Origin of the sequence: Haloarcula litorea, from assembly GCF_029338195.1 — an archaeon.
Taxonomy (GTDB): domain Archaea; phylum Halobacteriota; class Halobacteria; order Halobacteriales; family Haloarculaceae; genus Haloarcula; species Haloarcula litorea.
The window spans coordinates 1207243-1227756 of sequence record NZ_CP119779.1 but is presented as its reverse complement, the minus strand read 5'-3'; the positions used below and the strand labels follow the sequence as shown (position 1 = coordinate 1227756).

General features: G+C 70.7%; 21 protein-coding genes and 3 tRNA genes. 7 read left to right on the top strand and 17 right to left on the bottom strand.

Going from position 1 to position 20514, the window contains the following annotated elements; genetic code table 11:
• Positions 1 to 138: 138 nt before the first annotated feature.
• Together P0592_RS06435 and P0592_RS06430 are read right to left on the bottom strand one after the other, a co-directional pair.
• Positions 139 to 1317, bottom strand: a complete 1179-nt coding sequence (locus P0592_RS06435; RefSeq protein WP_276273454.1) for an AGE family epimerase/isomerase — start codon at positions 1315 to 1317, stop codon at positions 139 to 141.
• A gap of 66 nt (positions 1318 to 1383) precedes the next feature.
• Positions 1384 to 2106: a fumarylacetoacetate hydrolase family protein gene (locus P0592_RS06430; RefSeq protein ID WP_276273453.1), complete on the bottom strand. Its 723-nt coding sequence runs from the start codon at positions 2104 to 2106 to the stop codon at positions 1384 to 1386.
• Between the two features lie 111 nt (positions 2107 to 2217).
• Here P0592_RS06430 and P0592_RS06425 point away from each other — a divergent pair, with 111 nt between their 5' ends.
• Complete coding sequence (locus P0592_RS06425) at positions 2218 to 3078, top strand: hypothetical protein (RefSeq protein WP_276273452.1); 861 nt, start codon at positions 2218 to 2220, stop codon at positions 3076 to 3078.
• A 47-nt stretch (positions 3079 to 3125) separates the two neighbouring features.
• Here the strand turns inward: P0592_RS06425 and P0592_RS06420 are convergent.
• From P0592_RS06420 to P0592_RS06405, 4 genes are all read right to left on the bottom strand, one after another.
• Positions 3126 to 3196, bottom strand: a tRNA-Pro gene (locus tag P0592_RS06420).
• Positions 3197 to 3242: 46 nt separating this feature from the next.
• The gene (locus tag P0592_RS06415; RefSeq protein ID WP_276273914.1) at positions 3243 to 5102 is read right to left on the bottom strand and encodes an SLC13 family permease; all 1860 of its coding nucleotides are present in this window, start codon (positions 5100 to 5102) and stop codon (positions 3243 to 3245) included.
• 69 nt (positions 5103 to 5171) lie between these two features.
• A complete protein-coding gene (locus tag P0592_RS06410) occupies positions 5172 to 6362 on the bottom strand; it encodes a hypothetical protein (RefSeq protein ID WP_276273451.1) in 1191 nt (396 codons plus the stop codon).
• Between the two features lie 53 nt (positions 6363 to 6415).
• On the bottom strand, positions 6416 to 8512 hold the full coding sequence (locus tag P0592_RS06405; protein WP_276273450.1) for a DEAD/DEAH box helicase: 2097 nt from the start codon (positions 8510 to 8512) through the stop codon (positions 6416 to 6418).
• A 115-nt stretch (positions 8513 to 8627) separates the two neighbouring features.
• On the opposite strand from P0592_RS06405, the gene P0592_RS06400 reads away from it, so the two are divergent.
• The gene (locus P0592_RS06400) at positions 8628 to 9815 is read left to right on the top strand and encodes a CBS domain-containing protein (protein ID WP_276273449.1); all 1188 of its coding nucleotides are present in this window, start codon (positions 8628 to 8630) and stop codon (positions 9813 to 9815) included.
• Here P0592_RS06400 and P0592_RS06395 read toward each other — a convergent pair whose 3' ends face one another.
• Together P0592_RS06395 and P0592_RS06390 are read right to left on the bottom strand one after the other, a co-directional pair.
• Positions 9816 to 10652 (bottom strand): HNH endonuclease, encoded by an 837-nt coding sequence (locus P0592_RS06395; protein WP_276273448.1) that lies wholly within the window; start codon positions 10650 to 10652, stop codon positions 9816 to 9818. It lies immediately after the preceding gene.
• Between the two features lie 100 nt (positions 10653 to 10752).
• Positions 10753 to 10823: transfer RNA gene (locus P0592_RS06390), tRNA-His, on the bottom strand.
• Positions 10824 to 10927: 104 nt separating this feature from the next.
• Here P0592_RS06390 and P0592_RS06385 point away from each other — a divergent pair.
• Positions 10928 to 11380 carry a DUF5814 domain-containing protein gene (locus P0592_RS06385; RefSeq protein WP_276273447.1) on the top strand — a complete coding sequence of 151 codons (453 nt, stop codon included), beginning with the start codon at positions 10928 to 10930 and terminating at the stop codon, positions 11378 to 11380.
• Here the strand turns inward: P0592_RS06385 and P0592_RS06380 are convergent.
• Positions 11375 to 11806, bottom strand: a complete 432-nt coding sequence (locus P0592_RS06380; protein ID WP_276273446.1) for a DUF8146 domain-containing protein — start codon at positions 11804 to 11806, stop codon at positions 11375 to 11377. The two genes, P0592_RS06385 and P0592_RS06380, sit on opposite strands and share 6 nt — an antisense overlap.
• Before the next feature lie 126 nt (positions 11807 to 11932).
• Between P0592_RS06380 and P0592_RS06375 the strand changes: the two genes are divergently transcribed.
• Complete coding sequence (locus P0592_RS06375) at positions 11933 to 12349, top strand: VOC family protein (RefSeq protein WP_276273445.1); 417 nt, start codon at positions 11933 to 11935, stop codon at positions 12347 to 12349.
• Positions 12350 to 12380: 31 nt separating this feature from the next.
• On the opposite strand, the gene P0592_RS06370 is transcribed toward P0592_RS06375, so the two are convergent.
• The 3 genes from P0592_RS06370 to P0592_RS06360 form a co-directional block, all read right to left on the bottom strand.
• Positions 12381 to 12992: an RPA family protein gene (locus P0592_RS06370; protein WP_276273444.1), complete on the bottom strand. Its 612-nt coding sequence runs from the start codon at positions 12990 to 12992 to the stop codon at positions 12381 to 12383.
• A 1-nt stretch (position 12993) separates the two neighbouring features.
• On the bottom strand, positions 12994 to 13932 hold the full coding sequence (locus tag P0592_RS06365) for a replication factor A (RefSeq protein ID WP_276273443.1): 939 nt from the start codon (positions 13930 to 13932) through the stop codon (positions 12994 to 12996).
• A gap of 212 nt (positions 13933 to 14144) precedes the next feature.
• The gene (locus P0592_RS06360) at positions 14145 to 14606 is read right to left on the bottom strand and encodes a hypothetical protein (RefSeq protein ID WP_276273442.1); all 462 of its coding nucleotides are present in this window, start codon (positions 14604 to 14606) and stop codon (positions 14145 to 14147) included.
• 225 nt (positions 14607 to 14831) lie between these two features.
• Between P0592_RS06360 and P0592_RS06355 the strand changes: the two genes are divergently transcribed.
• The gene (locus P0592_RS06355) at positions 14832 to 15122 is read left to right on the top strand and encodes a DUF7091 family protein (protein ID WP_276273441.1); all 291 of its coding nucleotides are present in this window, start codon (positions 14832 to 14834) and stop codon (positions 15120 to 15122) included.
• Positions 15123 to 15192: 70 nt separating this feature from the next.
• The gene (locus P0592_RS06350) at positions 15193 to 15426 is read left to right on the top strand and encodes a hypothetical protein (RefSeq protein ID WP_276273440.1); all 234 of its coding nucleotides are present in this window, start codon (positions 15193 to 15195) and stop codon (positions 15424 to 15426) included.
• Positions 15427 to 15522: 96 nt separating this feature from the next.
• Here the strand turns inward: P0592_RS06350 and P0592_RS06345 are convergent, their stop codons facing one another.
• Positions 15523 to 15969: a TRAM domain-containing protein gene (locus tag P0592_RS06345; RefSeq protein ID WP_276273439.1), complete on the bottom strand. Its 447-nt coding sequence runs from the start codon at positions 15967 to 15969 to the stop codon at positions 15523 to 15525.
• Positions 15970 to 16099: 130 nt separating this feature from the next.
• Between P0592_RS06345 and P0592_RS06340 the strand changes: the two genes are divergently transcribed.
• Complete coding sequence (locus P0592_RS06340) at positions 16100 to 17578, top strand: M61 metallopeptidase family protein (RefSeq protein ID WP_276273438.1); 1479 nt, start codon at positions 16100 to 16102, stop codon at positions 17576 to 17578.
• A 12-nt stretch (positions 17579 to 17590) separates the two neighbouring features.
• On the opposite strand, the gene P0592_RS06335 is transcribed toward P0592_RS06340, so the two are convergent.
• From P0592_RS06335 to P0592_RS06320, 4 genes are all read right to left on the bottom strand, one after another.
• Positions 17591 to 18598 (bottom strand): threonine aldolase family protein, encoded by a 1008-nt coding sequence (locus P0592_RS06335; RefSeq protein ID WP_276273437.1) that lies wholly within the window; start codon positions 18596 to 18598, stop codon positions 17591 to 17593.
• A gap of 351 nt (positions 18599 to 18949) precedes the next feature.
• A tRNA-Arg gene (locus tag P0592_RS06330) sits at positions 18950 to 19024 on the bottom strand.
• A gap of 39 nt (positions 19025 to 19063) precedes the next feature.
• Positions 19064 to 19360, bottom strand: a complete 297-nt coding sequence (locus tag P0592_RS06325; RefSeq protein WP_276273436.1) for a hypothetical protein — start codon at positions 19358 to 19360, stop codon at positions 19064 to 19066.
• Complete coding sequence (locus P0592_RS06320) at positions 19360 to 20460, bottom strand: DUF373 family protein (protein WP_276273435.1); 1101 nt, start codon at positions 20458 to 20460, stop codon at positions 19360 to 19362. Before P0592_RS06320 ends, P0592_RS06325 begins: the two co-directional genes overlap by 1 nt.
• Positions 20461 to 20514 lie beyond the last annotated feature (54 nt).

The following is a 20514-nucleotide window of genomic DNA, read 5'->3' as shown; positions in this document are numbered from 1 at the left end:
GAGGTTACGCGGGCTGACTCAAGAAGGTTCGCAAAGCCCGGTGGAAGTGGTGTCGGCAGGCGATGCACCGCCCGACCGCGGCCGGCTCGGTCCCGAAGCGGAGGGGTGGGTCGCGCGGCTGCGGCGGGGCAGGGCGGGTCAGCCGTCGAGGCTCCGCAGGGTCTCGTAGCAGGCCCCGATGGGGTGGTAGCCCGGTTCGACCGCCGGCCCGTCGCCGACGGGGTAGGGGTCGCCGTCGGCGTCGACGCGCTCGTACCAGTCGCCGGTCGGCGCGAGGAACGTCTCGACGGCGTAGTCCCAGCAGCGCTCGTACCACTCGCGGTAGCGGTCGTCGCCGGTGCGCTCGGCCAGCGCCGCGGCGGCCCCGATCGCCTCGGCCACCTCCCAGCCGTACTTGTCCTCGATCACGGGGTCGCCCTCCTCGTCGAGCGAGTAGTAGAACCCGCCCCGGTCGTCGTCCCAGCCCGAAAGCGCCGCGTCGAACAGCTCCGGCGCGCGGGCCAGCGGCCAGTCGGCGTCGACGTGGCGGTCCAGCACGCAGCACAGCTTCGCCCACTCGGCGTGGTGGCCGGGCTGGTACCCCCACGGGCGGAACTGGTCGGCCGGCTCCTCGCGGTTGTAGTCGAAGTCGTGGTCCCAGTCGGCGGTGTAGTGCTCCCAGAGCCGGCCGTCGGTCTCGCTCGCGAGGTCGACACAGAGGCGCTCGGCGACGGTGGCCGCCCGGTCGAGGTAGCGGTCCTCGCCGGTCACCTCGCCAGCGACCAGCGCGGCCTCGCAGGCGTGCATATTGGCGTTCTGCCCGCGGTACGACTCCGCGTCGGTCCAGTCGGCGTCGTAGGCGCTGCGGTACAGGCCCTGCTCGGGCTCGTAGAACCGCTCGTCCAGCAGCGTCCACACCTCCTCGAGGTAGTCCTCGGCGTTCGGTACGCCCGCGTCGGCCGCGCGGGCGTACGCGAGGACCACGAAGGCGTGGCCGTAACACACCCGGCGGGACTCGACCGGCTCGGTCCCCGCCAGCAGCCAGTGGTAGCCGCCCCGCTCGGTGTCCCGGAACCGCTCGTGGAGGAAGTCGACGCCGCGGGCGGCGGCCTCGCGCCACCGCTGGTCGCCGAACAGTTCGGCGGCCAGCGCGAAGTTCCGCGTGAACCGCGCCGTCGCCACGAGGTGCTTGCTGTCGGGGTCGTACACCTCGCCGGTGTCGGGGTCCAGCTGTGCGACGAAGCCGCCGTGGCGCTCGTCGAGACAGGTCGGGTGGTAGTGGTCGAGGATGGCCCGGGCGTGGCTCCGGAGCCACTCGGGGTCGGCGTGGTCGGGCATAGCGGCGCTACACGCGGGCCGCGCAAGAAGGTTCACCCGCTCGCCGGCCCTCCGGCTCGTCGGCTCCTACGCCTCGTCCCCGACGACCTCGTTCCGGAGCGTCCCGACGCCCTCGTAGGTGATCTCGACCGTGTCGCCCGGCGCGACGGTGCCGGGGTTGGCCGGGCTGCCGAACGCGACGGCGTCGCCGGGCCGGAAGGTGAACCGCCGGGAGAGGTAGGCGACGACCTCGTAGGGGTCGAACAGCATCAGCTCCGTGTTCGCTGACTGGCGGGTCTCGCCGCTGACGGTCGTCTCCATCTCGATGCCGCGCGGGTCGAGGTCGGTCTCGATCCACGGCCCGAGCGGGGCCGAGGTGTCGAAGGCCTTCCGGGCCGTGCGGCCCTGCTGGTCGAGCGCGTCGACGTCGTTCAGGACCGTGTACCCGCGGACGACGTCGGGCACCTCGCGCTCGTCGAGGTCCCGGCACCGCTCGTCGATGACCGCGACCAGTTCGCCGGCGTAGGTGAGTTCGTCCGTCCACTCGGGGTAGCGGATCGGCCGCTCCGGGCCGGTCAGCGCGGCCGGCGGCTTGACGAAGAAGTCCGGCTCCGCGGGGCGCTCGTAGTCCATCTGGTCCAGCGTCTCGGCGAAATTCCGGCCGACGCAGTACAGCGCCGACGGCTCACAGGGGTAGGTCAGCTCGCCGTCGCGGCCGACGACGTACTCCCCGTCGCCGGCGGTGACGACGCCGTCCTCGTAGCGGCCGGTGACGACGCCCTCCGGAGTCTGTAGGCGTGCGAGTCGCATACGGCCGCGTTCGACCGGCTCCCGGAAATCGCTGGTGAAAGGCGAACGGGATCGATCGGCCCCGAGAGCAGGGGTAGAAGACATTTATCGCTGCCCTCGGTAGCGCGGCGCGTGCCCTCCGAACGCACTCGCCGATCGCTCCTCGCGGCCTGTGGTGGTCTGGTCGCCGGCGGTGGCTGTCTCGGGACCGACGGCAGCGCGCCGACGACCGACGCGGCGACGACTGCGGAACGCACCGAGACGACGACGGAACGGACGCCAGCGGTGACCCCACGGCTCGGCGCGCTCTGGGTCGCCGACAGCGTCGTCCACACCGCGGTGGTGGACAGCCGGACGGTCTCTGGTTCGCCCGATGGGACGCAGCTGGTGTTCGCGAGCTACGTCGACGAGAGCCGGATCGAGCCGGAGGCCTTCTCGCTGGTCGTCGGCGACGAGCGGTACGTGCCGAGGCCGCCCGGCGACAGCTACGCCGACTTCGAGACGATCGCCGCGTCGACCGAGCGCATCGACGACGACGAGACGGTCACCGGGTTCGTCGTCGACGTGCGCGACACCGTCGAGAGCGCGACGCTCGAGTACGGAGACGGGAGCTGGACACACGACCTCTCGCGGGCACAGCGTAACCGGCTGACGGGCGACCCCTCGTTCGAAGTCCGCGAGTTCGCGGTCCCGGACGCCGTCTCGCCCGGCGAGGCCCTCGTCGCCGAACTCACCGTCGCCAACGTCGGGCGTCGCACGGGAACGTTCCGAGCGACCGTCCCGAGGATGGCGATGCGGCCGACGGTGATCGAGCGCGACGTCGGGGCCGGACAGACCGCGAGTTTCACCGAGCGGATCACGTGGGGCGCGAGCGAGGGTGCGCCGCTGGACCGGCTGGCCGGCGAGGACTACGACCTCGTGCTGTCGTGGCCCGGCGGCCAGCGGTCGGCGACGGTCACCGTTACCGAGGGGGCGACGGCGACGGAGGCCTGATTCCCACTCGCGCACCACCGTCTCTCGACTGCTCCGTCGCAGAGAAGTGGGACCGCCCGGATTCGAACCGGGGTCATGAGCACCCAAGGCTCAGAGTATACCACTAACCCACGGTCCCGCGTCTACCACTCTCCCCGTCACGGAGTAAAGCGTTTCGTTGCCGTTCAGGCCGGCGTCAGTCCCCAGAAGTAGGCGATCCCCAGCGTCGTCACGACCGCGAAGACGGCCTGCAGCGGCGCGCCGACCTTCAGGTAGTCCGAGAAGCGGTAGCCGCCGGGGCCGTAGACGAGCAGGTTCGTCTGGTAGCCCACCGGCGTCATGAACGCCGTCGAGGCGGCGAACGTGACCGCGAGGACGAACGCGAAGGCGTTGGCCCCCAGTTGCCGGGCGGCCTCGACGGCGACGGGGATCATCAGCACGACGGAGGCGTTGTTCGAGATGACGTTCGTCAGCAGTGCGGTGACGACGTACATCAGCCCCAGCGCGACGACGGCGGGGAGGCCGGGCGCGGCCAAGAGGAACAGCGCCGCGAGCAGGTCCGCGCCGCCGGTGGCCTGCAGCGCGATCCCGAGCGGGATGACCCCGGCCAGCAGGAAGATGACGTCCCACTGGACGGCGTCGTACAGCTCCTGGGGGCGCAGACAGCCCGTCAACACCATCAGGACCGCGCCGGCCAGCGCCGAGACGACGATGTGGACCGCGGTGAGCGCGGCGACGGCGACGACGGCGGCGACGATGCCGACGGCGACGGGGATCTTCTCCCGGCGGAAGTCCGGCCGCTCGATCTCCTGGGCGACGACGAAGTCGCGGTTGCGGTCGAGGCGTTCGATGCTGTCGGCGGTGGCCTGCACGAGGAGGGTGTCCCCGACCTTCAGGCGGACGCGGTCCATCCGCTGGCGGACGAGCTCGCCCCCGCGGCGCAGCGCCAGCACCGTGGCGTCGTAGCGCTGGCGGAAGTTCGCGGAGGCCAGGGTCTCCCCGACCAGCGACGAGCCCGGAGCGACGACGATCTCCACGAGGTTCTGCCGGTCGCTGGCCCGTTCGAGTTCGGCGTCGTCGACCGCCACCTCCGCCAGGAGATCGAGGCCCTCGGCGTCCAGCAGGTCGACCAGCGTGTCCCGGTCGGTCCGGACAGCGAACACGTCGCCGGCCCGGATGGTCTTGGGGTCCAGCGGTTCGAGGAACGTCTTCCGATCGCGGATCAGCTGGACCACGTCGACGTCGAACTCCGTCTCGGCCAGGGCCTCCCGGACCGTCTGGCCGACGATCGGCGAGTCCTCGCGGACGACGACCTCGGTGAGGTAGTCGGCCATCTCGAACTCCTCGGTGAGGTCCTCGCGGGCCTGGATGCGCGCGGGGACGAGCCAGCGCCCGACGGTCAGCAGGTAGACGGTCCCGACGACGGTGACGACGAGCCCGAGTTGGGTGAACTCGAACATCCCGAACGGGCGGTCCAGCAGTTCCGCCGAGAGCTGCGAGGCGAGGATGTTCGTCGACGTGCCGATGAGCGTGAGCATCCCGCCGAACATCGAGGCGTACGAGAGGGGCAACAGGAGCTTCGACGGCGAGACGCGGCCGTCGTGGGCGATGTCGGTCACCATCGGCAGGAGGATCGCGACGGCGGCGGTGTTGTTGATGAACCCCGAGATGGGCGCGACCAGCCCCACTGTCGCCCCCAGCTGTCTGGACTCGCTGTCGCCGGTGAGACTCGCCAGCTTCGCGCCGAGGATCTGGACGATGCCGGTCCGCTGGACGCCGTCCGAGAGGATGAACATCGCCAGCACGGTGATCGTCGCCGTCGAGGCGAAGCCCGAGAGCCCAAGCGCCAGCGGCGACGCGCCGTCGCCCGGCCGGCGGAGGACGTAGATCGGGTCGGCGAGCAGCCCCGCCGCCGCGAGGTCGGCGGTGACCGGCTCGACGAGCATCAGCGCGACCATCACGCTGATCGCGGTCACGTCGACGGGCAGCGCTTCGGTGGCGAACAGCGCCAACGCGGCGAGTATCAGCGCGAAGACGAACGCCATCCCCGGCGTGACGGGTGGCAGCGACACACCCGAGACTCAGGGGCGAGGAGCAAAAACGTGCGGATTTCCTCAGTCGTCGCGGCCGAGGTCCGCCAGCAGCGCCTCGTAGCTCTGGGCGAACACGGGCCGCTCGCGCAGGGAGTTGGCCGCCACCTGGAACACCGGGACTGCGTACGACCGGTCGACGCCCTCGACGACGACGGCGGCCTCGTGGTCGGTCGCGTCGGTCCACTCGCCGTCGACCCGTCGGACCAGGACCTCGCCGAAGTAGCTCCCCAGCTCCGTCGTGACGCTGGTGAAGGCCCGGTCGTCGAAGTCGGCGTCGCTGCCGAAGGTGGCCGTCTCGAAGCGGTCGGCCTCCCACTCGGCGGCCACCAGGTCGTCGAGCCGGTCGAGCGAGGCCGGCGAGAAGTCCAGCTCCCGCTCGGCCCAGAACTCCGCGAAGTCGGTCGCGGTCTCGGCGTACTCCGCCCGGAGGCCCTCGGCCGGCGGGCTCGCCGGTGTCCCGTCCGTCGCGGCCGCCGCCGGCGACCCGGACTCCGGTTGGTCCGTCGCCGGGTCGACCGGCTCGCCCGTCTCGGCGTCCGTGACGGGTCGTGGTTCCGGCTCCGCCGCCGCTGCCGGCGTGGCGTCCGTCTCCCGGCCGTCGGGCTCGGCGGCCTCCGTCGCCGACGGGGCGTCCGTCGGGTCGTCGTCTGCCGCTCCCGCCGTCGCCGCCCCGTCGGCCCCGGCAGTCGCCTCCCCGTCCGGGCTCGCGAGGCCCACGTCCGACGCCAGCCGGTCGGCCACGGCGGCGAACACCGGGTCGTCCGAGAGCGAGCGGGCCGCCACGTCGAAGACGGCGACGGTGGCCGAGTCCCCGTCGCGTTCGACCCGCACCCCCCAGCCGTCGTCGTCGACCCACTCGCCGCCGTAGGCGTCGACGAGCACCGTCCCGAGGTAGCTGCCGAAGCGGACGCTGTCGGCCGAGTACGCCCCCGGGTCGTCGGTGTCGGCCGCCCGTCCGTCGTACGTGGTCCGCAGGGCCGTGTCGAGCCGTTCGAGCGAGGCCGGGGACCCGTCGAGGGCGTCGGCGGCGTCGGCGACCGCTCGGGCGCGCTCCCGGAACGCGTCCGGCCCGAGCGAGCGGGTGTCGACGACCCGCGGTCCCGCCTCCGAGGCGGCCCGGCCGCCGGTGTCACCGCCAGCGTGGTCCGGCGGCCCGTCGTCACCGTCGTCGCTTCCGCCGACCGCCCGGCGGATGCTGTCGAACAGCCCCATAGGGACCGGCACAGTGTCCTGCTACAAGAATGTACGGCACCCGAGCGAGCCCGTCACTCCTCGTCTCGGAGCTCCATCTCGGCGACGATGTCGTAGGGGTCCGCACCCTTCCGGATGCCGTCCAACAGCTGGAACGCCTCGTCGGGCGCGAGGAAGTGCCGGGTGATCGCCCGGCCCAGCGGCGTCGGCTCCAGGCCGTCGATGAACTCGTACTCCAGCAGCTTCCCGAGGGCGTGTTTGGTCGGCACCTCGCCGATCATCCGGTCGTTGAGCAGCTTCGCGCGCTTGCCGGCGACGGTGACGTTCGCAAGCGTCTCCTCGACGGCCGCGCCCTCGTCGTAGCGGGTGACCACCGGCTCCATCTCGCCTTTGAGGAGCTTGAACGCCACCTCGTCCTCGGTCATCTCCACGCTGTTGTGATAGGAGCAGTCCGGCTCGACGAGCAGGTACACCGTCCCCTTGTCGTGGTAGTCCGGCCGGCCCGCCCGACCGAGCATCTGCTCGAACTCCTGGACGGTGAGCCACTCGATCCCCATCGCCAGGGAGTCGAAGACGACCTGCGAGGCCGGGAAGTCGACGCCGGCCGCCAGCGCCGCCGTGGTGACGACCGCCGCGAGGTCCTGGTCGGCGAACTGCTGTTCGACGCGCTTGCGGCGCTTGTTGTCCAGCCCGGCGTGGTACGGGGCCGAGGAGTACTCCAGCTTCCGGGAGATCTGGTGACAGCGCCGCCGGGAGTTGGTGAAGATGATGGTCTGTCCCCGGTAGCCCTTGCTCGACTTCGTGTCGAAGGCCCGCCGGACCAGCTTGTTCTCGATGTCGATCTTCTCCTGGCCGTCGGCGAAGGTGACGTGCCGTTCGATCGGGACCGGACGCTCCTCGAACTCGACGAGCTGGGCACCGAGCTTCTCGGCCAGCTGGCCCGGGTTCCCGACCGTCGCCGAGAGGTAGATCCACTGTGTGTCGCCGCCGTCGGGCGCGCCGCCCTGCTCGCGGGCGTCGCCCGCTCGCCGGTGCCGGGACGCCTCCGTCGTCCCGCGCTCGCAGTAGTGTTTCAGCCGCGAGACGAGCCCGTCCAGCCGGTGGCCCCGCTCGTCCTCGCCCAGGGTGTGGACCTCGTCGATGACCACGGTGCCGACGGTGCCGAGGTCCTTGCCCGTCCGCAGGGCGTGGTCGATCCCCTCGTAGGTGCCGACGATGATGTCGGCGTCCGGGTCGAAGCGACCCCCCTCGTCGGCGATGCGGCTCGCCCCCACTCTGAGCGAGACGTCGACTATGTCGCCGTAGCGCTCCTGGAAGGACTCGTACTTCTGGTTCGCCAGGGCGACCAGCGGCACCAGAAACAGCATCTTCCCCTTGTTGTTGAGCACGCGGTCGAGCCCGGCCATCTCCCCGACCAGGGTCTTCCCGGTCGCCGTCGCGGAGACGATGAGCTGGTCCTTGCCCTCGGTCGCGCCGTGCTCGACCGCGAGGCTCTGGACCGGCAGCAGGGTGTCGAACCGCGACTCGAGGTGGTCCTGGATGCCCGGGTGCAGCGACAGCGAGTCCGTCGGCACGAGGTCGATGTCGTCGACGGTCGCGGAGATCTCGTCGAACTTCGTCAGGTCGGGGTCCAACTGCCCCGACAGCAGGTTCGTGATGCGCTCGAGGTCCTGGACCTCCAGCAGGAGCTCCTCGAGTCGCTCCTTGGCGTCGCCGGTGATCCCGCCCTCGAAGGCGAGTTCGCGGTCCAGTTCCTCCTTCGCGCAGTCCGGGCAGATCTGCTCGCCGTCGGCCTCGATGGCCGTCTCGCTCGTCAGCGGGGAGTACCGCCCCGCAGAGGCGCAGAACCGGCAGGTCCGGACCACCTTCGTCGACAGCTGGTAGCCGTCGAGCATCTCGCGGATGCGGTCGCGGGCGTGCGCGGAGGTCTGCTCCGAGATGCGGATGCGGGCCGCGCGGCGGGCCAGTTCCACGAACTGGTCGGGCGAGCGGAGGTCCTCGCTCTTGCCGTCCCTGATGCGGAGCCGCCGTGGCCGAGGCCCGGCGTCGGTCGCCTTGAGTTCGAGGACGCCGTGGAACAGCCGCCCCCCGTCGCGCTGGGCGACCACCTGCACGTCTTCGCCCTGTTCGTGGAGGAACAGCGTATCCACCTTCGCGGCCTGCTGAGACACGGCTGTACGTACGTCGCGGGGGCTACTTCAGTCACTCGACACGGGTCCGTCGAACGGCTAGCGACGACCGCGGCCCCGCGGGGCGTTTAAGACGGTCCCCGGAGTACGGGTACGTATGCGTCGGTTTCGCATCGGGAGCGCGTTCGGCATCCCCATCAAGCTCGACCTGACCTTCCTGCTCGTCCTGCCGCTGTTCGCCTGGATCATCGGCACGCAGGTCGGACAGACGGCGGCGGTGCTGAACGACTCGCTGGGGGCGGGGCTGGACGCCGCCGCGCTGACCGGCGGCACCCTCGTCTGGCTGCTGGGCGTCGCCGCGGCCGTCGGCCTGTTCGTCGGCATCGTCCTCCACGAACTCGGCCACTCGCTGGTCGCCATCCGCTACGGCTACCCCATCGACTCCATCACGCTCTGGCTGTTCGGCGGCATCGCGCAGTTCGACGAGATGCCCGAGAACTGGAAGCAGGAACTGGTCATCGCCGTCGCCGGCCCCCTCGTCAGCGTCGCCGTCGGCGTGCTCTCCTACGTCGCCTTCCTCGTTCTCCCGGCCACCGGGGCGACCGCCCTCGAGTCCGCGCGGTTCGTACTCGCCTACCTCGCCGTGATGAACGTCGCGCTGGCCGCGTTCAACATGCTCCCCGGGTTCCCGATGGACGGCGGCCGCGTCCTCCGGGCGCTGCTCGCCCGCACCCGCCCGTACGCCCGCGCGACCGAGATCGCCGCCGAGGTCGGCAAGGGCTTCGCCGTCCTGCTTGGCCTCTTTGGCCTGTTCGTCCTCGGGAACCTCTTCATCGCCGGCCTCGCGTTCTTCATCTACATCGGCGCGGCCGGCGAGTCCCGCCAGACCACGATGCGGGCCGCCTTCGAGGGAGTGACGGTCCGGGACGTGATGACCCCCGCCGACCACGTCACCAGCGTCACCCGCGAGATGTCGGTCAGCGACCTCATCCGGACGATGTTCGAGGAGCGCCACACCGGCTACCCCGTCGAGCGGGACGGCGAGGTCGTCGGCCTCGTGACGCTGGAGGACGCCCGCGCGGTGCGGGAGGTCGAACGCGACGCCTACACCGTCGGCGACGTGATGACGACCGACCTGGTCACCGTCGATCCCGACACGCCGGTGATGGACGCGCTGAACGACCTGCAGGAGAACTCCGTCGGCCGCCTGCTCGTGACCGACGCCGACGGGGAGTTCGAGGGGCTGCTCACCCGTTCGGACATCATGACCGCCCTCTCGATCATCAAGTCCGGCGGGAAGTACGCCGCCGGGTCCGACCGACGAGCGATGCGGCCGGAGCCGTGACTACGCCCGGACCCGGTCGGCCGGCGGCGCGACACCCGCCCGCCAGCGCAACTCCGCCCGCGAGAGGCGGCCGAACTCCGCCCGCCGGTGACAGCCCGGACACAGCGAGACGACGTTGTCCGCCGTGTGGGCGTCCCGGACCGACAGGACCGGCGACGCCGCGAACAACCGCACCGGCACCACGTGGTGGACGTCCGGGTTCCGGCCGAGGTCGTCGGCGTCGGTACCACAGACCACGCAGGCGTGCCCGTCGCGTTCGAGCGCTCGCTCCCGCGTCTCGCGCCACCCCGGCCCGTAGTCGTCGATCCCGCCGCCTCGCCAGTTCGGGTGGCCGTCGCCGGTGAACGCCTCGGAGAGCCACTCGGCGTGACAGTCCCGCGAACAGAGCGTGACCTCGCCGGAGATCTGACTCGGGTATCGTTCGACCGGGTCGTCGCAGACGTCACACGAGAGTGTCAGCGTTCCCCCCTCCCAGGCCGGGTGTTCGGTCCCGGACAACTCTGGTGGATCCCGCCACGAGGCGGTCTCGACGCAATCACCGCAGTACAGCCCCTCCTTCTCGGACGGATAGTACTCGAATCTCGTTCCGCAGATGTCACAGATCGTCTCCGACTTGCCGCCGTCGTAGTTCGGATTGTCGGTCCCTTCCATCGACACCGCCGCCCGACGGCAGTCGTCCGAACAGTATCGTTTCTCGTACTCGGCGTAGAACTGGTCCCCACACTCGTCACACTCCCTGTTCGGGAGTCGCTCGTCGTGAACGCTGCTGTGGTGGACTCCGAGGCCGCGCCGGGAGTCGAACTCTCGGTTGCACGTGGGACACTCGTGGTCGCCCATATATTCACACAATAGGGAGAGAATATTAAACTCGATCAGACCGGAGCGGAAGTGATCGCGTGCCCGTGAAAGTTCCGAAATCGGGACGTAGAACGTCTGAGTCCGGGTGCGGGAATTGAACCCACGTCTCAGCCACCACAAGGCTGAAGGATACCACTACCCCAACCCGGACGCGCTGAGGCACCTCAATCTATCCCGCTGGAACTCATATACGTTACGACTCCTCCGCCGCTTCGAGACGCTTTTACACGGGCAGCGGCTACGGTGAGACACGCGTGGCCATCACGGACAAGATCTACGTCAAGAACCACCGGCAGCTCGCCTCCCAGCTGGAGACGAGCTTCCCGAAGGGCGCGTTCAAGGGGGCGACGCTGGACGTCCTCTTCCAGGGGGAGGGGCTGGCGAAGCTCGACGACGCCTCCCGCGAGCGGGTGCTGGACTTCGCCGAGGACTTCCTCGACTGTGACTGCGAGGCCAACCCCCACTGTGGCTGTCCCGAGCGGAAGTTCGTCGCCTACCTGCTGGAACTGCGCGAGCAGGGGCTGGGCCCGGACGCCATCGTCGACGTGATGAGCGACGACTACCTCTTGTACGCCTACCCCGGCGACGTGCTCTCCTTCCTCGACGACTCGGTGCGGACGCTGGAGGCGGTCGAGACGCTGGCCGACGTCGACGGACGGGAAGACGTCGCAGAAGAGACCCGCGAGCGCCGGCAGCGCCTGTTATAGCTCGTCGAAGCTCCCGATGCGGTAGGAGGCGTCCTCCTCGTCGCCCTCGTCTAAGTCCTCGAGGTGGATGACCTCGTCCTGGTCCATCTCGTCGAGTTGCTGGCGGAGCTTCGTGACGTAGCGCTTGTGCTCCTCCAGTTGCTCGCGGAGGTGTTCGGCCTCGAGTTCCAGCCGCTCGTGCTCGCGGACGAAGCTCTTGGGGACCTCGACCTTCGGCGGGAAGCTCTCCGTACTGGACTCCTCGGCGGCCTCCTCGAGTTCGTGTTCGGGGGCGACCTTCACCTGTCCGTCGTGGGCGACGAGCGTGTCGACGTAGTCACGGAAGACCGCGGACAGCGAGATGTCCCGCTCCTCCGCGATCTCGCGGAGCGTCTCGAACTTGTCCTCGCTCACGCGGAAGGAGATGGTCTTGTTCTTGTTGCCCATTCTCGTGTCCCTATGGTGACGCATCGTATTTAATCGTTTGTCAGACGCTGGCACGAGCGGCCAGCGGGCGAAAGAAAGGGCAGGCGAGAGCGAAGCGGTTTAGCCCCGGCCGACCGGGGCGTGGGTATGGACGCGACCGCACACCACTACGCCGTCACCGTCGCCGACCTGGACCGGGCCGTCGAGTTCTACCGGGACGTACTCGGTCTGGAGGTGCTGACTGACTTTTCCGTCGGCGGCGAGGCGTTCGCCACCGGCGTCGGCGTCGAGGACGCGAGCGCCGACTTCGTCCACCTGGACGCCGGCGGCGCGCGGATCGAACTCGTCGAGTACGACCCGCAGGGCGACGCTCGGACGGAGAGCGACCTGCACCAGCCGGGCGGGACCCACATCGGGCTGGCGGTCGACGACCTGGCGACGGTCTACGAGGGGCTGCCCGACGACGTCGAGACGCTGAGCGAACCGCGGACGACCGAGAGCGGAACGACGATCTGCTTCCTGCGCGACCCGGACGGGACGCTGGTGGAACTGCTGGAACCCTGAGCGAGGGACGCGGGGGAAGCCCGATCCGCCGTCAGTCGGCGCTGGCCTCGGCCTGCTCGTCCTGCAGGCTCTCCAGCGCGCCGGTGACCGAGCTGGTGTAGGCCGACACGTCGTCGCCGTACTCCTCGTGGGCCATCGCGACGTACTCGTCGGCCGCGGGATCGTCGGGGTCGGTCTCGGTGAACCGCTTGACCCGCTCGATGGTGCGCTCGGCCGTCTCGACGACCCAGCGGTCGCGGGTGGCCTCGTCGACCTGGGAGATGGACTCCGGCCGCACGGAGACGTTCACGTCGCCCTCGTCGGTCTCGTAGGTTCGGGGCTTGCCGACCACGGCGACGTACGCCGGCGGCTCCAGCTCCCGCAGCATCGAGGCCGCGTCGGGCTGGTACTGCCCGGCGTACATGAAGAACGTGTCGCCGTTGGGGTCGACGACACGGCCCTGCCAGTACTCGCTGTCCTCGCCGACGTCCTCGGTCTCGGTCAGCGTGCCGACGAGGAACACGCGGTTGGCGCGCTGACCCGTCGGCAGCAGGACGTACACCGGCGCGCGGTCGTCGTCGGATTCCTTGAACGTGTAACTCGCGTCGTTGAACTCGCGTGCGAAGACGCGGCGCGCGACTTCGCGGGTGGGGGTGCTGGCCATCTCAGATCGACCTCGCTTTGATGAGGACCTCGTCTGCATCCACGGTCTCGGTCAGTCGCTCCTGTTCGTTCGCGAGGACGTACCGGCCCAGCGTCGGGCCCCGGACCCGGTAGTAGCGCCCGAGGATGTCGTCGCGCATCTCGTCGGCGACGACGGTCGTGTCGAGCGCGTCCATCGCCATCTCCTTGGCCTCCTCGAGGGTGATGCCGGTGAGGGCCTCCGTCGCTTCCTCGTCGAAGATGACCTCGGTGACCTCCTCGCCGTCGTCCAGCACGCCCTTGATCCGGAGGTCGAACTCGCCCTCGACCTCGCCGTGCTCGCTACAGCGGCCGTTCTGGAGGACGCGGGTGCAGTCGTCCTCGGGACAGCGCTTGATGAGGCCCGAGCCCGACTGGATGTCGACCAGCGCGCCCTCGACCTCGACGTCGTCGCTGCCGACCTCGACCTCCTCGTCGAGTTCCTCGATGGTGGTCGTCCGGTTGAGCTTCACGGAGAAGCGGCCCTGGTACTCGTCGGTGACGACGTTGCGGAGGGCGTAGGACTTCCCCTCCTCGAGCTCGGGGAGGTCGGACTTGGACCACTTGGTGAACTTGATGGTGCCCGTCTCGTCGCCCAGCAGGCCGACCTGTGCGACGGCGTCGGCGCGGGGGTCCCACAGCTCCGCCACCTGGACGCGCATATCGACCCACTCCTCGGGGGAATCGACGTCGGCGACCTGGACCTGCTCGTTGCCGCCGCCACCGCCGAGTTCGTCGCGGTCCATCCCGGCCTCGTCGAGGTACGTGTTGACGACGCTGCGGCGCGCCTCGCTGAGGGGGACCTTGTACTCGTTGACCAGCGTGTCGAGTCGTTCCTCGACGTCCGCGACGTCGAGGTCCAGCCGGTCGTCGAACTGCTCGTGTATCTCTTCCGCTTGGGTACGCAAATCTGACTGAGTCATGTGCTGTCACTGTCTCCGCCTTGTTTTCGATGGGAGACACTCGACGCTTGGTCGCCATCGTACATAAACACTCGGCCACCGAGGTGAAAGTGGAACGCGCCGTCAGAGCGGGCGTATCGAGTTCTGAGCGGCGAACGCCCGACGGCGGCACCGCTACCGATCGGGTCGCACGAGAAGAACCGGGTCGGTCGGAACGGGGTGAGAACGGCGCGTTACTGCCCAGTCTGGTCGTCGCTGTCGGTGTCTTCCTCGGCGTCGCTGTCGTCCGCGTCGCTATCGCCGTCGTCCGCGTCGTCGGTCTCGCTATCGTCGGGCGTTACGTCGCTGATCTGCTCGCCGAGGGTGCCGTCGAGGTCGCCGGCGATGTGCGTGTCGACGAGCGAGTGGATCTCGCTCACGAAGTCGGGCACCTGTGCGGGCAGGTCCGTGGGCGGACCGCGCTCGCCGTCGGGGCCCGCGTCGGCCGGCGGGCCCTGCGTGGCCGCCGAGTCGTCCGCAGTGTCGTCCTCGCTCTCGTTGGCCGCCTCGGTGGCGTTCTCGTTCGCGTAGTCGTCGGCCTGTGCGTCGTCCGCGTTGTCGTTGGCGTGGGTCTCCGCCGCGCCGGGCAGCGCCGCCGCCGAGCCCGTGACGACGAGCACGGCCAGCAGCACGCCGGCGATCTTGGTGAGCTTCATCGTGCGTTGCCTCCACTCGCCCCTCTGGACCGGGATCACTTGAAGGGGGCAAGCGGAAAAGGCGGATTAACTCGTTTTTCGCCGACTTGGCGCGTCTAACCGCCGTTTTAATTCGGGTTGAACGTCCCGAGCCGGCCGGAGCCGGGGGAACGAGCACCCTCGCGACGCGGCGGGTCTCGCGGGGCGTGCGGGAAGATTGATCCGTCGGTGGCTGCAATCACGCGTATGGGCAACGACGACGACGACCGGGTCGAGCGGTTCCTCCGGGACGCGGTCCGGTCGGTGGGGACGCAACTCTCGGAGGCCAAGCGGGCCTACGCCGACGGGAAGCGGGCGGCACTCGCCGGCCTCCCACGGGACGAGGACGGACGCGCGCGGGTCGTCTGTCGCCGGCACGCCGAGCGCCGCGCCGTCTCACTGGACCCGCAGGCCCGGCCCGACTGTTTCGACGCCGACCACCCGGACTGCCGGGGCTGTGTCGAGGACATCCGGGACGGGAGCGTCGAGACGTGGTGAGCGCCGCGTACCGCTCGGTCTGTTGTCACGTTGGGAAAGGTCCTTCCGGACCGCCGCCGACGCCGCCCGTATGAGCGGGCTGGCGCGACAGTTCTGGCTCACCGTCGTCCCGGTACTGGTGGGGTTCTCCGCGGTCGGGCTGTTGGTCCTGGCGGCGTTTTTCCCCGACCAGCTGTTCGCGGTGGGGAGTCGGGGGTACATCGCGACGGCGGCGGTCGCGCTCGTCTCGCTGAGCCTCGTCGTCTGGCGGCTCGCGGTCGGTGCCCGGTCTGGCCCCGACGAGATGGAGCGGCTCGGGGACTGAGCTTCGGCTCCGCGTCGCGCGGTCGGTCGATATGGCCGGGCGTCACCCCGCAGACAGCCGCGTCCGCACCCTCGCCGGCGAGTCGCGGTGACGGATCTAGCTGCCCCAGAAGTTGTCACGGCTGCCGAGCCGTTCGTCGTCCTCGTCCTCGTCGTCGCCCTCGTAGCCGCCCTCGTCGTCGGTCGTCTCGTCGTCGTCCGCGTCCTCGTCGAGTTCGAGCCGTTCGAGTTCCTCCGCCCGCGCGTGGTTGGAGCGGACCTTCGTGATCTTCACCTTCGACTTGGCCGGCGGGAGCACGCCGTCGACCATCACGATGAACCCGTCCTCCGTCCGCCCGACGCCGGCCCCGCTCTCGTGGATGTCGTCCACCTCGACGACGACCTCCTCGCCCGGCTTGACCGGCTGGCTCTTCAGGTCGGAGATCGGCTGGTTGTAGTGGTTGCACCACTCGGCTCCGCCGCGGTCCCCGTAGTGCGTACACCCCATCCCCTCGATGCGTTCCGTGAAGCTGGGGCAGTCGTCTGCGAGCGGACAGTCGGCCATAGCAGCGATAGCGTACCCGCCGGCAAAACGCTTGCGACACGCCAGACGGCGTCGGAACGCCCCTCGACGGCACTCGGCCGGCGAACGCTTTTGCGTTTCGGGTGTGAACGATTTGCAAGCCAGCGAGTGAATGGTTGCCACACGAGTCCCAGCCGTCGTCTGTCTGTGCGTGCTGCTCGTCCTCGGGAGCGTCCCGGCGGCGGTCGCCGCGCCCGCGGCGACGGTGCCACAACGTGGCCCGGCGACGGCCGACGCCGGGGGCAGCCTCGGCGTCACCTACACCGTCGACCCGGTGCCCGAGCGGCCGGGGCGGGTCCGCGTCACGGCCGACGTCACCGTCCCCGAGCGAGTGACGGGGCTGGCGCTCCGGCCGCCCGAGGACGCGACGGTCACGAGCGCCGACGGCCTGGTGTCGACGGGCCACCGCTGGCAGTGGGCTCCGGAGACCGGCCGCGCACCCGGCCTCACCTACACCGTCCCGGTGGGGCTCGACACCGCCCACGGCAAACGGACCGCCGCAACCGACGACTGGACGCTGGTGGTCCGCCGCGAGGTGGCGTTGCGGGCCCGCTGGCGGTGGGACGAGGGACCCGACCCCCACTGGGACGAGCGGTTGGCCGTCGCCGACGGGCACGACGGCGTCGCCACCGATACGGCCGCCTACGTCGGCCCCCACCGGACGCTGACCCGGGAGACGGCCGGCGGCACCGTCAGGCTCGTCGTCCCCGAGGCGGCCACCCTCGGTCCCGATCCGGCGGCGGTCTTCCACACGATCGGCGAGGCACAGCGGCGGGCACGTGCCGGCCCGACCCACGACCGTCTCACCGTCATCGCGACGCCCAACGGGCTGGCCGGCGGCGGCTACACGCCCGCCGACGGCCACCCGACGGTGCTGGTCGACGCCGGCCAGCCGGTCGCCGCCCCCACCAACGTCTGGGTCCACGAGGCCCGTCACACCCGACAGGCCTACCGGACCACCGCGGGGATGGCGTGGCTCGACGAGGGCAGCGCCGACTACTACGCCGCCCGCGCGACGCTCCGCCAGGGGCGAATCGACCGCCGGGCGTACCGAGCTCGGGTGACGACCGACGACTACCGGGCGGTCGACCTGACCGAGCCGGACGCCTGGCCCGCCGCGGCGGTACAGTACGAGAAGGGCGTCCGCGTCGTCGCGGCCGTCGACGCCCGCGTCCGGCAGGCCACCGGCGGCGAGCGGACGTTCAGGGACGTGCTCGTCCGGTTCACGCAGGCCGACCGCCGTGTCTCGCTTGCCGTCTTCGCCGAGACGGTCTCGGCCGTCGCCGGCGTCGACCTCCGGGCGTACGTCCGGGCGGCCGTCACCGGCCGCGCGCCGCCGGTCCCGACGGCCCTCGCCGGGCCTGGTGGGACCGGGCTGCCGGCACCCGATGCGACGGGCGGATCGGCGGGCGGCGACGCGGCGACGCCCGACGGCTCCGAGCGACAGGCCAGCGCCGACCGGGTCGGCGTCAGCCGCGCGGCCGAGGGCGACGCCGCACGGCCGACCGGCGTCGAGACCGGCGCGTCGGGCACGGGGGTCACGGGAGCGGTCGCGATCGCGTCGCTGGCGGTGCTCTTGCGCAGACGGTAGCGGAACGGGAGCCTACGCGGCCCGCTCGACGGCGTCGACCGCCGCGTCGACGTCCCCGTCGTCGACGTCCCAGTGCGTACAGAAGCGGACGACGTGGTCGTCGAACGGGACGCCCAGCACGCCCTCTGCCTCGCAGGCGTCGAGGAACCGCTCGGCCGGGTCGTCGGTCTCGGCGAGGACGATGTTCGTCTCCGGCGTCGGGACCGACAGCCCCTCGACCCGGTCGAGTCCGGCCGCCAGCCGCTCGGCCCGGCGGTGGTCCTCGGCCAGTCGCTCGCGGTTGTCCAGCGCCTCGATCCCCGGCGCGGCGAGCATCCCCGCCTGCCGCATCCCGCCGCCCAGCAGCTTCCGGTTGCGGCGCGCGGCCTCGACGAAGGACTCGGGCCCGGCCAGCACCGACCCGACGGGCGCGCCCAGTCCCTTCGAGAGACAGCACATCACCGTGTCGACCGGCTCGACGAAGTCGCTGGCCGGGACCCCGCGGGCCGCGGCGGCGTTGAACAGCCGTGCCCCGTCGAGGTGGACCGGGACGTCGCGGTCGTGGGCCGCCGCGGCCGCGTCGGCGATCCGCTCGGGGGCGATGGCGGTCCCGCCCTTGCTGTTGTGGGTGTTCTCAAGCGTCAGCAGGCCGGTCCCCGGGCGGTGGCCGTCGGCGGCGACGTACCCCTCGCGGACCTGCTCGGGCGCGACGACGCCGCGCTCGTCGCCGTCGATCGTCCGCGTCTGGACCTCGGCGTGCTGGGCCAGCCCCGCCAGCTCCCACTTGTAGATGTGGCTCTCCACCTCACAGAGGACCTCCTGGCCGCGCTCGGTGTGGGTCCGGGCGGCGACCTGGTTGCCCATCGTCCCCGACGGCACCAGCAGCGCCGCCTCCGTGCCGAGCACGTCCGCGGCGCGCTCCTGGAGTTCGTTGACCGTCGGGTCCTCCCGGTAGACGTCGTCGCCGACCTCGGCGTCGCGGGCGGCCGCCCGCATCGCGTCGCTCGGCCGCGTGACCGTGTCGCTGCGAAGGTCGATCATGGCCCGGCGTAGCGCTGCGACGGGGAAAAGCGCGTGGGCTCGGCCGGAGAGGGCCGTCCGGAGGGGGGGAAGCGAGCGCGATTCGCCGGAATCGCGGTCGTTGGCCGGGATTCCGGTCTTTTTCATCGACGTGTTTCGAGGAGGGGCAGCGGGCCGACGGCCCGCAACCGGACGACGTGGCGGCGGAGCCGCCACACCGTCTCGGCAGTGCTGCAGGCGCGAGGAAGGGCGACGACGAAAAAGGTCGACGGGCACGGTGGGGATTCTCACCCGATGCCAGACCTCGCTTCGCTCGGTCTGCCGTGGTTCGAATCTCAGCAGCCGCTCCTGCTCACTGTCGTTCGCAGAGAGCGGGCACGGTGGGATTCGAACCCACGACCGTCGGATTAGAAGTCCGACGCTCTCTCCGGACTGAGCTACGTGCCCTCACCGGAGGGTCGGCAGCGAGTCTCAAAAGCCGTGTGGTCACGGGTCGAACTCGACGTCCTCGTCGGTCGCCTCGGCGGTCGTTATTGCGATGGCGTCGGTGGTCTCGACGGCGGCCAGCCCGTCGACCCCGCAGACGTCGTCGACCCGCTCCTGGGGCACCGAGACGGCCAGGTCGTCGAACTGGAGGCGTCGCTCGACGGTCCCACCGGCCCCTTCGACGGCCGCGGCGACGGCGTCGGGGTCGGCGTCGTCGGCCGTGGTCAGGGCCAGCGCCACGGGTTCGCCCTCGATCGGGTCGGCACGGATGGACTCGACGGCGCGGGAGACGTACATCACTCCGAGGAGGGGCCGCCGGGGCCTTGGTTGTGCCGTTCGGCGCGTTCCCGGCGGGACTCGGCGACGGCGAACGCCAGCGTGCTCGCCAGGCCCAGCAGCGTGCCGCCGGTCAGCGCGAACGCCACGTACTCGAGGTCCCGGATACCGAGGAAGAAGGCGCTCAGGCCGTGGAGGATCGCGCCGATGGCCAGCACGTAGAAGGGCGCGTTGAGGTAGCGCCACTCGAAGGCGTCGTTGAGGTACTCGTCGGTGACCCGGCCCAGGCTGGAAGTGACGCCGGCGACGACGAACCACTGGACCGCGCCGTAGACCAGCGCCGCGACCACCTCCAGGGGCGACAGCGTCCCGGGCTGGGCCTCCATCGTCGCGACGCCGCTGACACCGCCGATCACCAGCAGGGCGGCGGCGACGACGTAGGTGACGATGGAGACGCGACCGGCGTAGAGGCCGGATGTGACGCGGTCGGCGGCCTCGTCGAGCAGGCGCTCGGCACCCAGCCCCCTGGCGAGGACGTACAGGCCGAGCAGCCCGGAGATGACCCCCAGCGCGGAGCCGGGGTAGCCCAGCGCCTCGACGGCGATGGTCATCGGGTAGATGAGCAGCAAGATCCCGAGCGGGACGAGGATGGTCCCGCGGGTCTCGGGGTCGTCGAGCACCTGCTTGAAGGTGTAGTACATCGATTCGAGGTCCTGGGCCTGCCGGACGACGACCCGCTGGACGCCGTCGATGCGGACCCGCGAGCGGATGACGGGGATGACCGACTCGTCCTGTGCGCCGTCGGTGACGACCAGCGCGCGCACGTCCTCGCCGGTCGAGAGCGACGCCAGTACGGTGTCGACCTCCTCGCCGACGGCGCGGTTGGCGGCCACGTCGCTCCCGTCGACCCCGGTGACGGCGGCCACCTCGACGGGTTCGTCGTCGACGTCGTCGGCGATGTGGACCCCCTCGAAGAGGACGTTCACGTCGGAGTCCTCGGGGTCGGCCTGGGCCAGTGCGACGGCTGCGTCGACCACGTTCTCCCGGCCGACGACGGGCGTCTCCACGTCCGTCTTGCGGCCGAGGTCGTCGTCGAGATCGACACAGAGCACCAGCAGCATCGCCGGGGGGTACGCCGGCGGCGTTTAACTGCTTTCGGGACCCGCTCGTCGCGG

Coding starts and splice junctions, on each gene's coding strand:
- P0592_RS06435 (WP_276273454.1), bottom strand. CDS start 1,317: ATGCCCGACCACGCCGACCCCGAGTGGCTCCGGAGCCACGCCCGGGCC.
- P0592_RS06430 (WP_276273453.1), bottom strand. CDS start 2,106: ATGCGACTCGCACGCCTACAGACTCCGGAGGGCGTCGTCACCGGCCGC.
- P0592_RS06415 (WP_276273914.1), bottom strand. CDS start 5,102: ATGGCGTTCGTCTTCGCGCTGATACTCGCCGCGTTGGCGCTGTTCGCC.
- P0592_RS06410 (WP_276273451.1), bottom strand. CDS start 6,362: ATGGGGCTGTTCGACAGCATCCGCCGGGCGGTCGGCGGAAGCGACGAC.
- P0592_RS06400 (WP_276273449.1), top strand. CDS start 8,628: ATGCGTCGGTTTCGCATCGGGAGCGCGTTCGGCATCCCCATCAAGCTC.
- P0592_RS06395 (WP_276273448.1), bottom strand. CDS start 10,652: ATGGGCGACCACGAGTGTCCCACGTGCAACCGAGAGTTCGACTCCCGG.
- P0592_RS06380 (WP_276273446.1), bottom strand. CDS start 11,806: ATGGGCAACAAGAACAAGACCATCTCCTTCCGCGTGAGCGAGGACAAG.
- P0592_RS06375 (WP_276273445.1), top strand. CDS start 11,933: ATGGACGCGACCGCACACCACTACGCCGTCACCGTCGCCGACCTGGAC.
- P0592_RS06370 (WP_276273444.1), bottom strand. CDS start 12,992: ATGGCCAGCACCCCCACCCGCGAAGTCGCGCGCCGCGTCTTCGCACGC.
- P0592_RS06365 (WP_276273443.1), bottom strand. CDS start 13,932: ATGACTCAGTCAGATTTGCGTACCCAAGCGGAAGAGATACACGAGCAG.
- P0592_RS06360 (WP_276273442.1), bottom strand. CDS start 14,606: ATGAAGCTCACCAAGATCGCCGGCGTGCTGCTGGCCGTGCTCGTCGTC.
- P0592_RS06355 (WP_276273441.1), top strand. CDS start 14,832: ATGGGCAACGACGACGACGACCGGGTCGAGCGGTTCCTCCGGGACGCG.
- P0592_RS06350 (WP_276273440.1), top strand. CDS start 15,193: ATGAGCGGGCTGGCGCGACAGTTCTGGCTCACCGTCGTCCCGGTACTG.
- P0592_RS06345 (WP_276273439.1), bottom strand. CDS start 15,969: ATGGCCGACTGTCCGCTCGCAGACGACTGCCCCAGCTTCACGGAACGC.
- P0592_RS06340 (WP_276273438.1), top strand. CDS start 16,100: ATGGTTGCCACACGAGTCCCAGCCGTCGTCTGTCTGTGCGTGCTGCTC.
- P0592_RS06335 (WP_276273437.1), bottom strand. CDS start 18,598: ATGATCGACCTTCGCAGCGACACGGTCACGCGGCCGAGCGACGCGATG.
- P0592_RS06325 (WP_276273436.1), bottom strand. CDS start 19,360: ATGTACGTCTCCCGCGCCGTCGAGTCCATCCGTGCCGACCCGATCGAG.
- P0592_RS06320 (WP_276273435.1), bottom strand. CDS start 20,460: ATGCTGCTGGTGCTCTGTGTCGATCTCGACGACGACCTCGGCCGCAAG.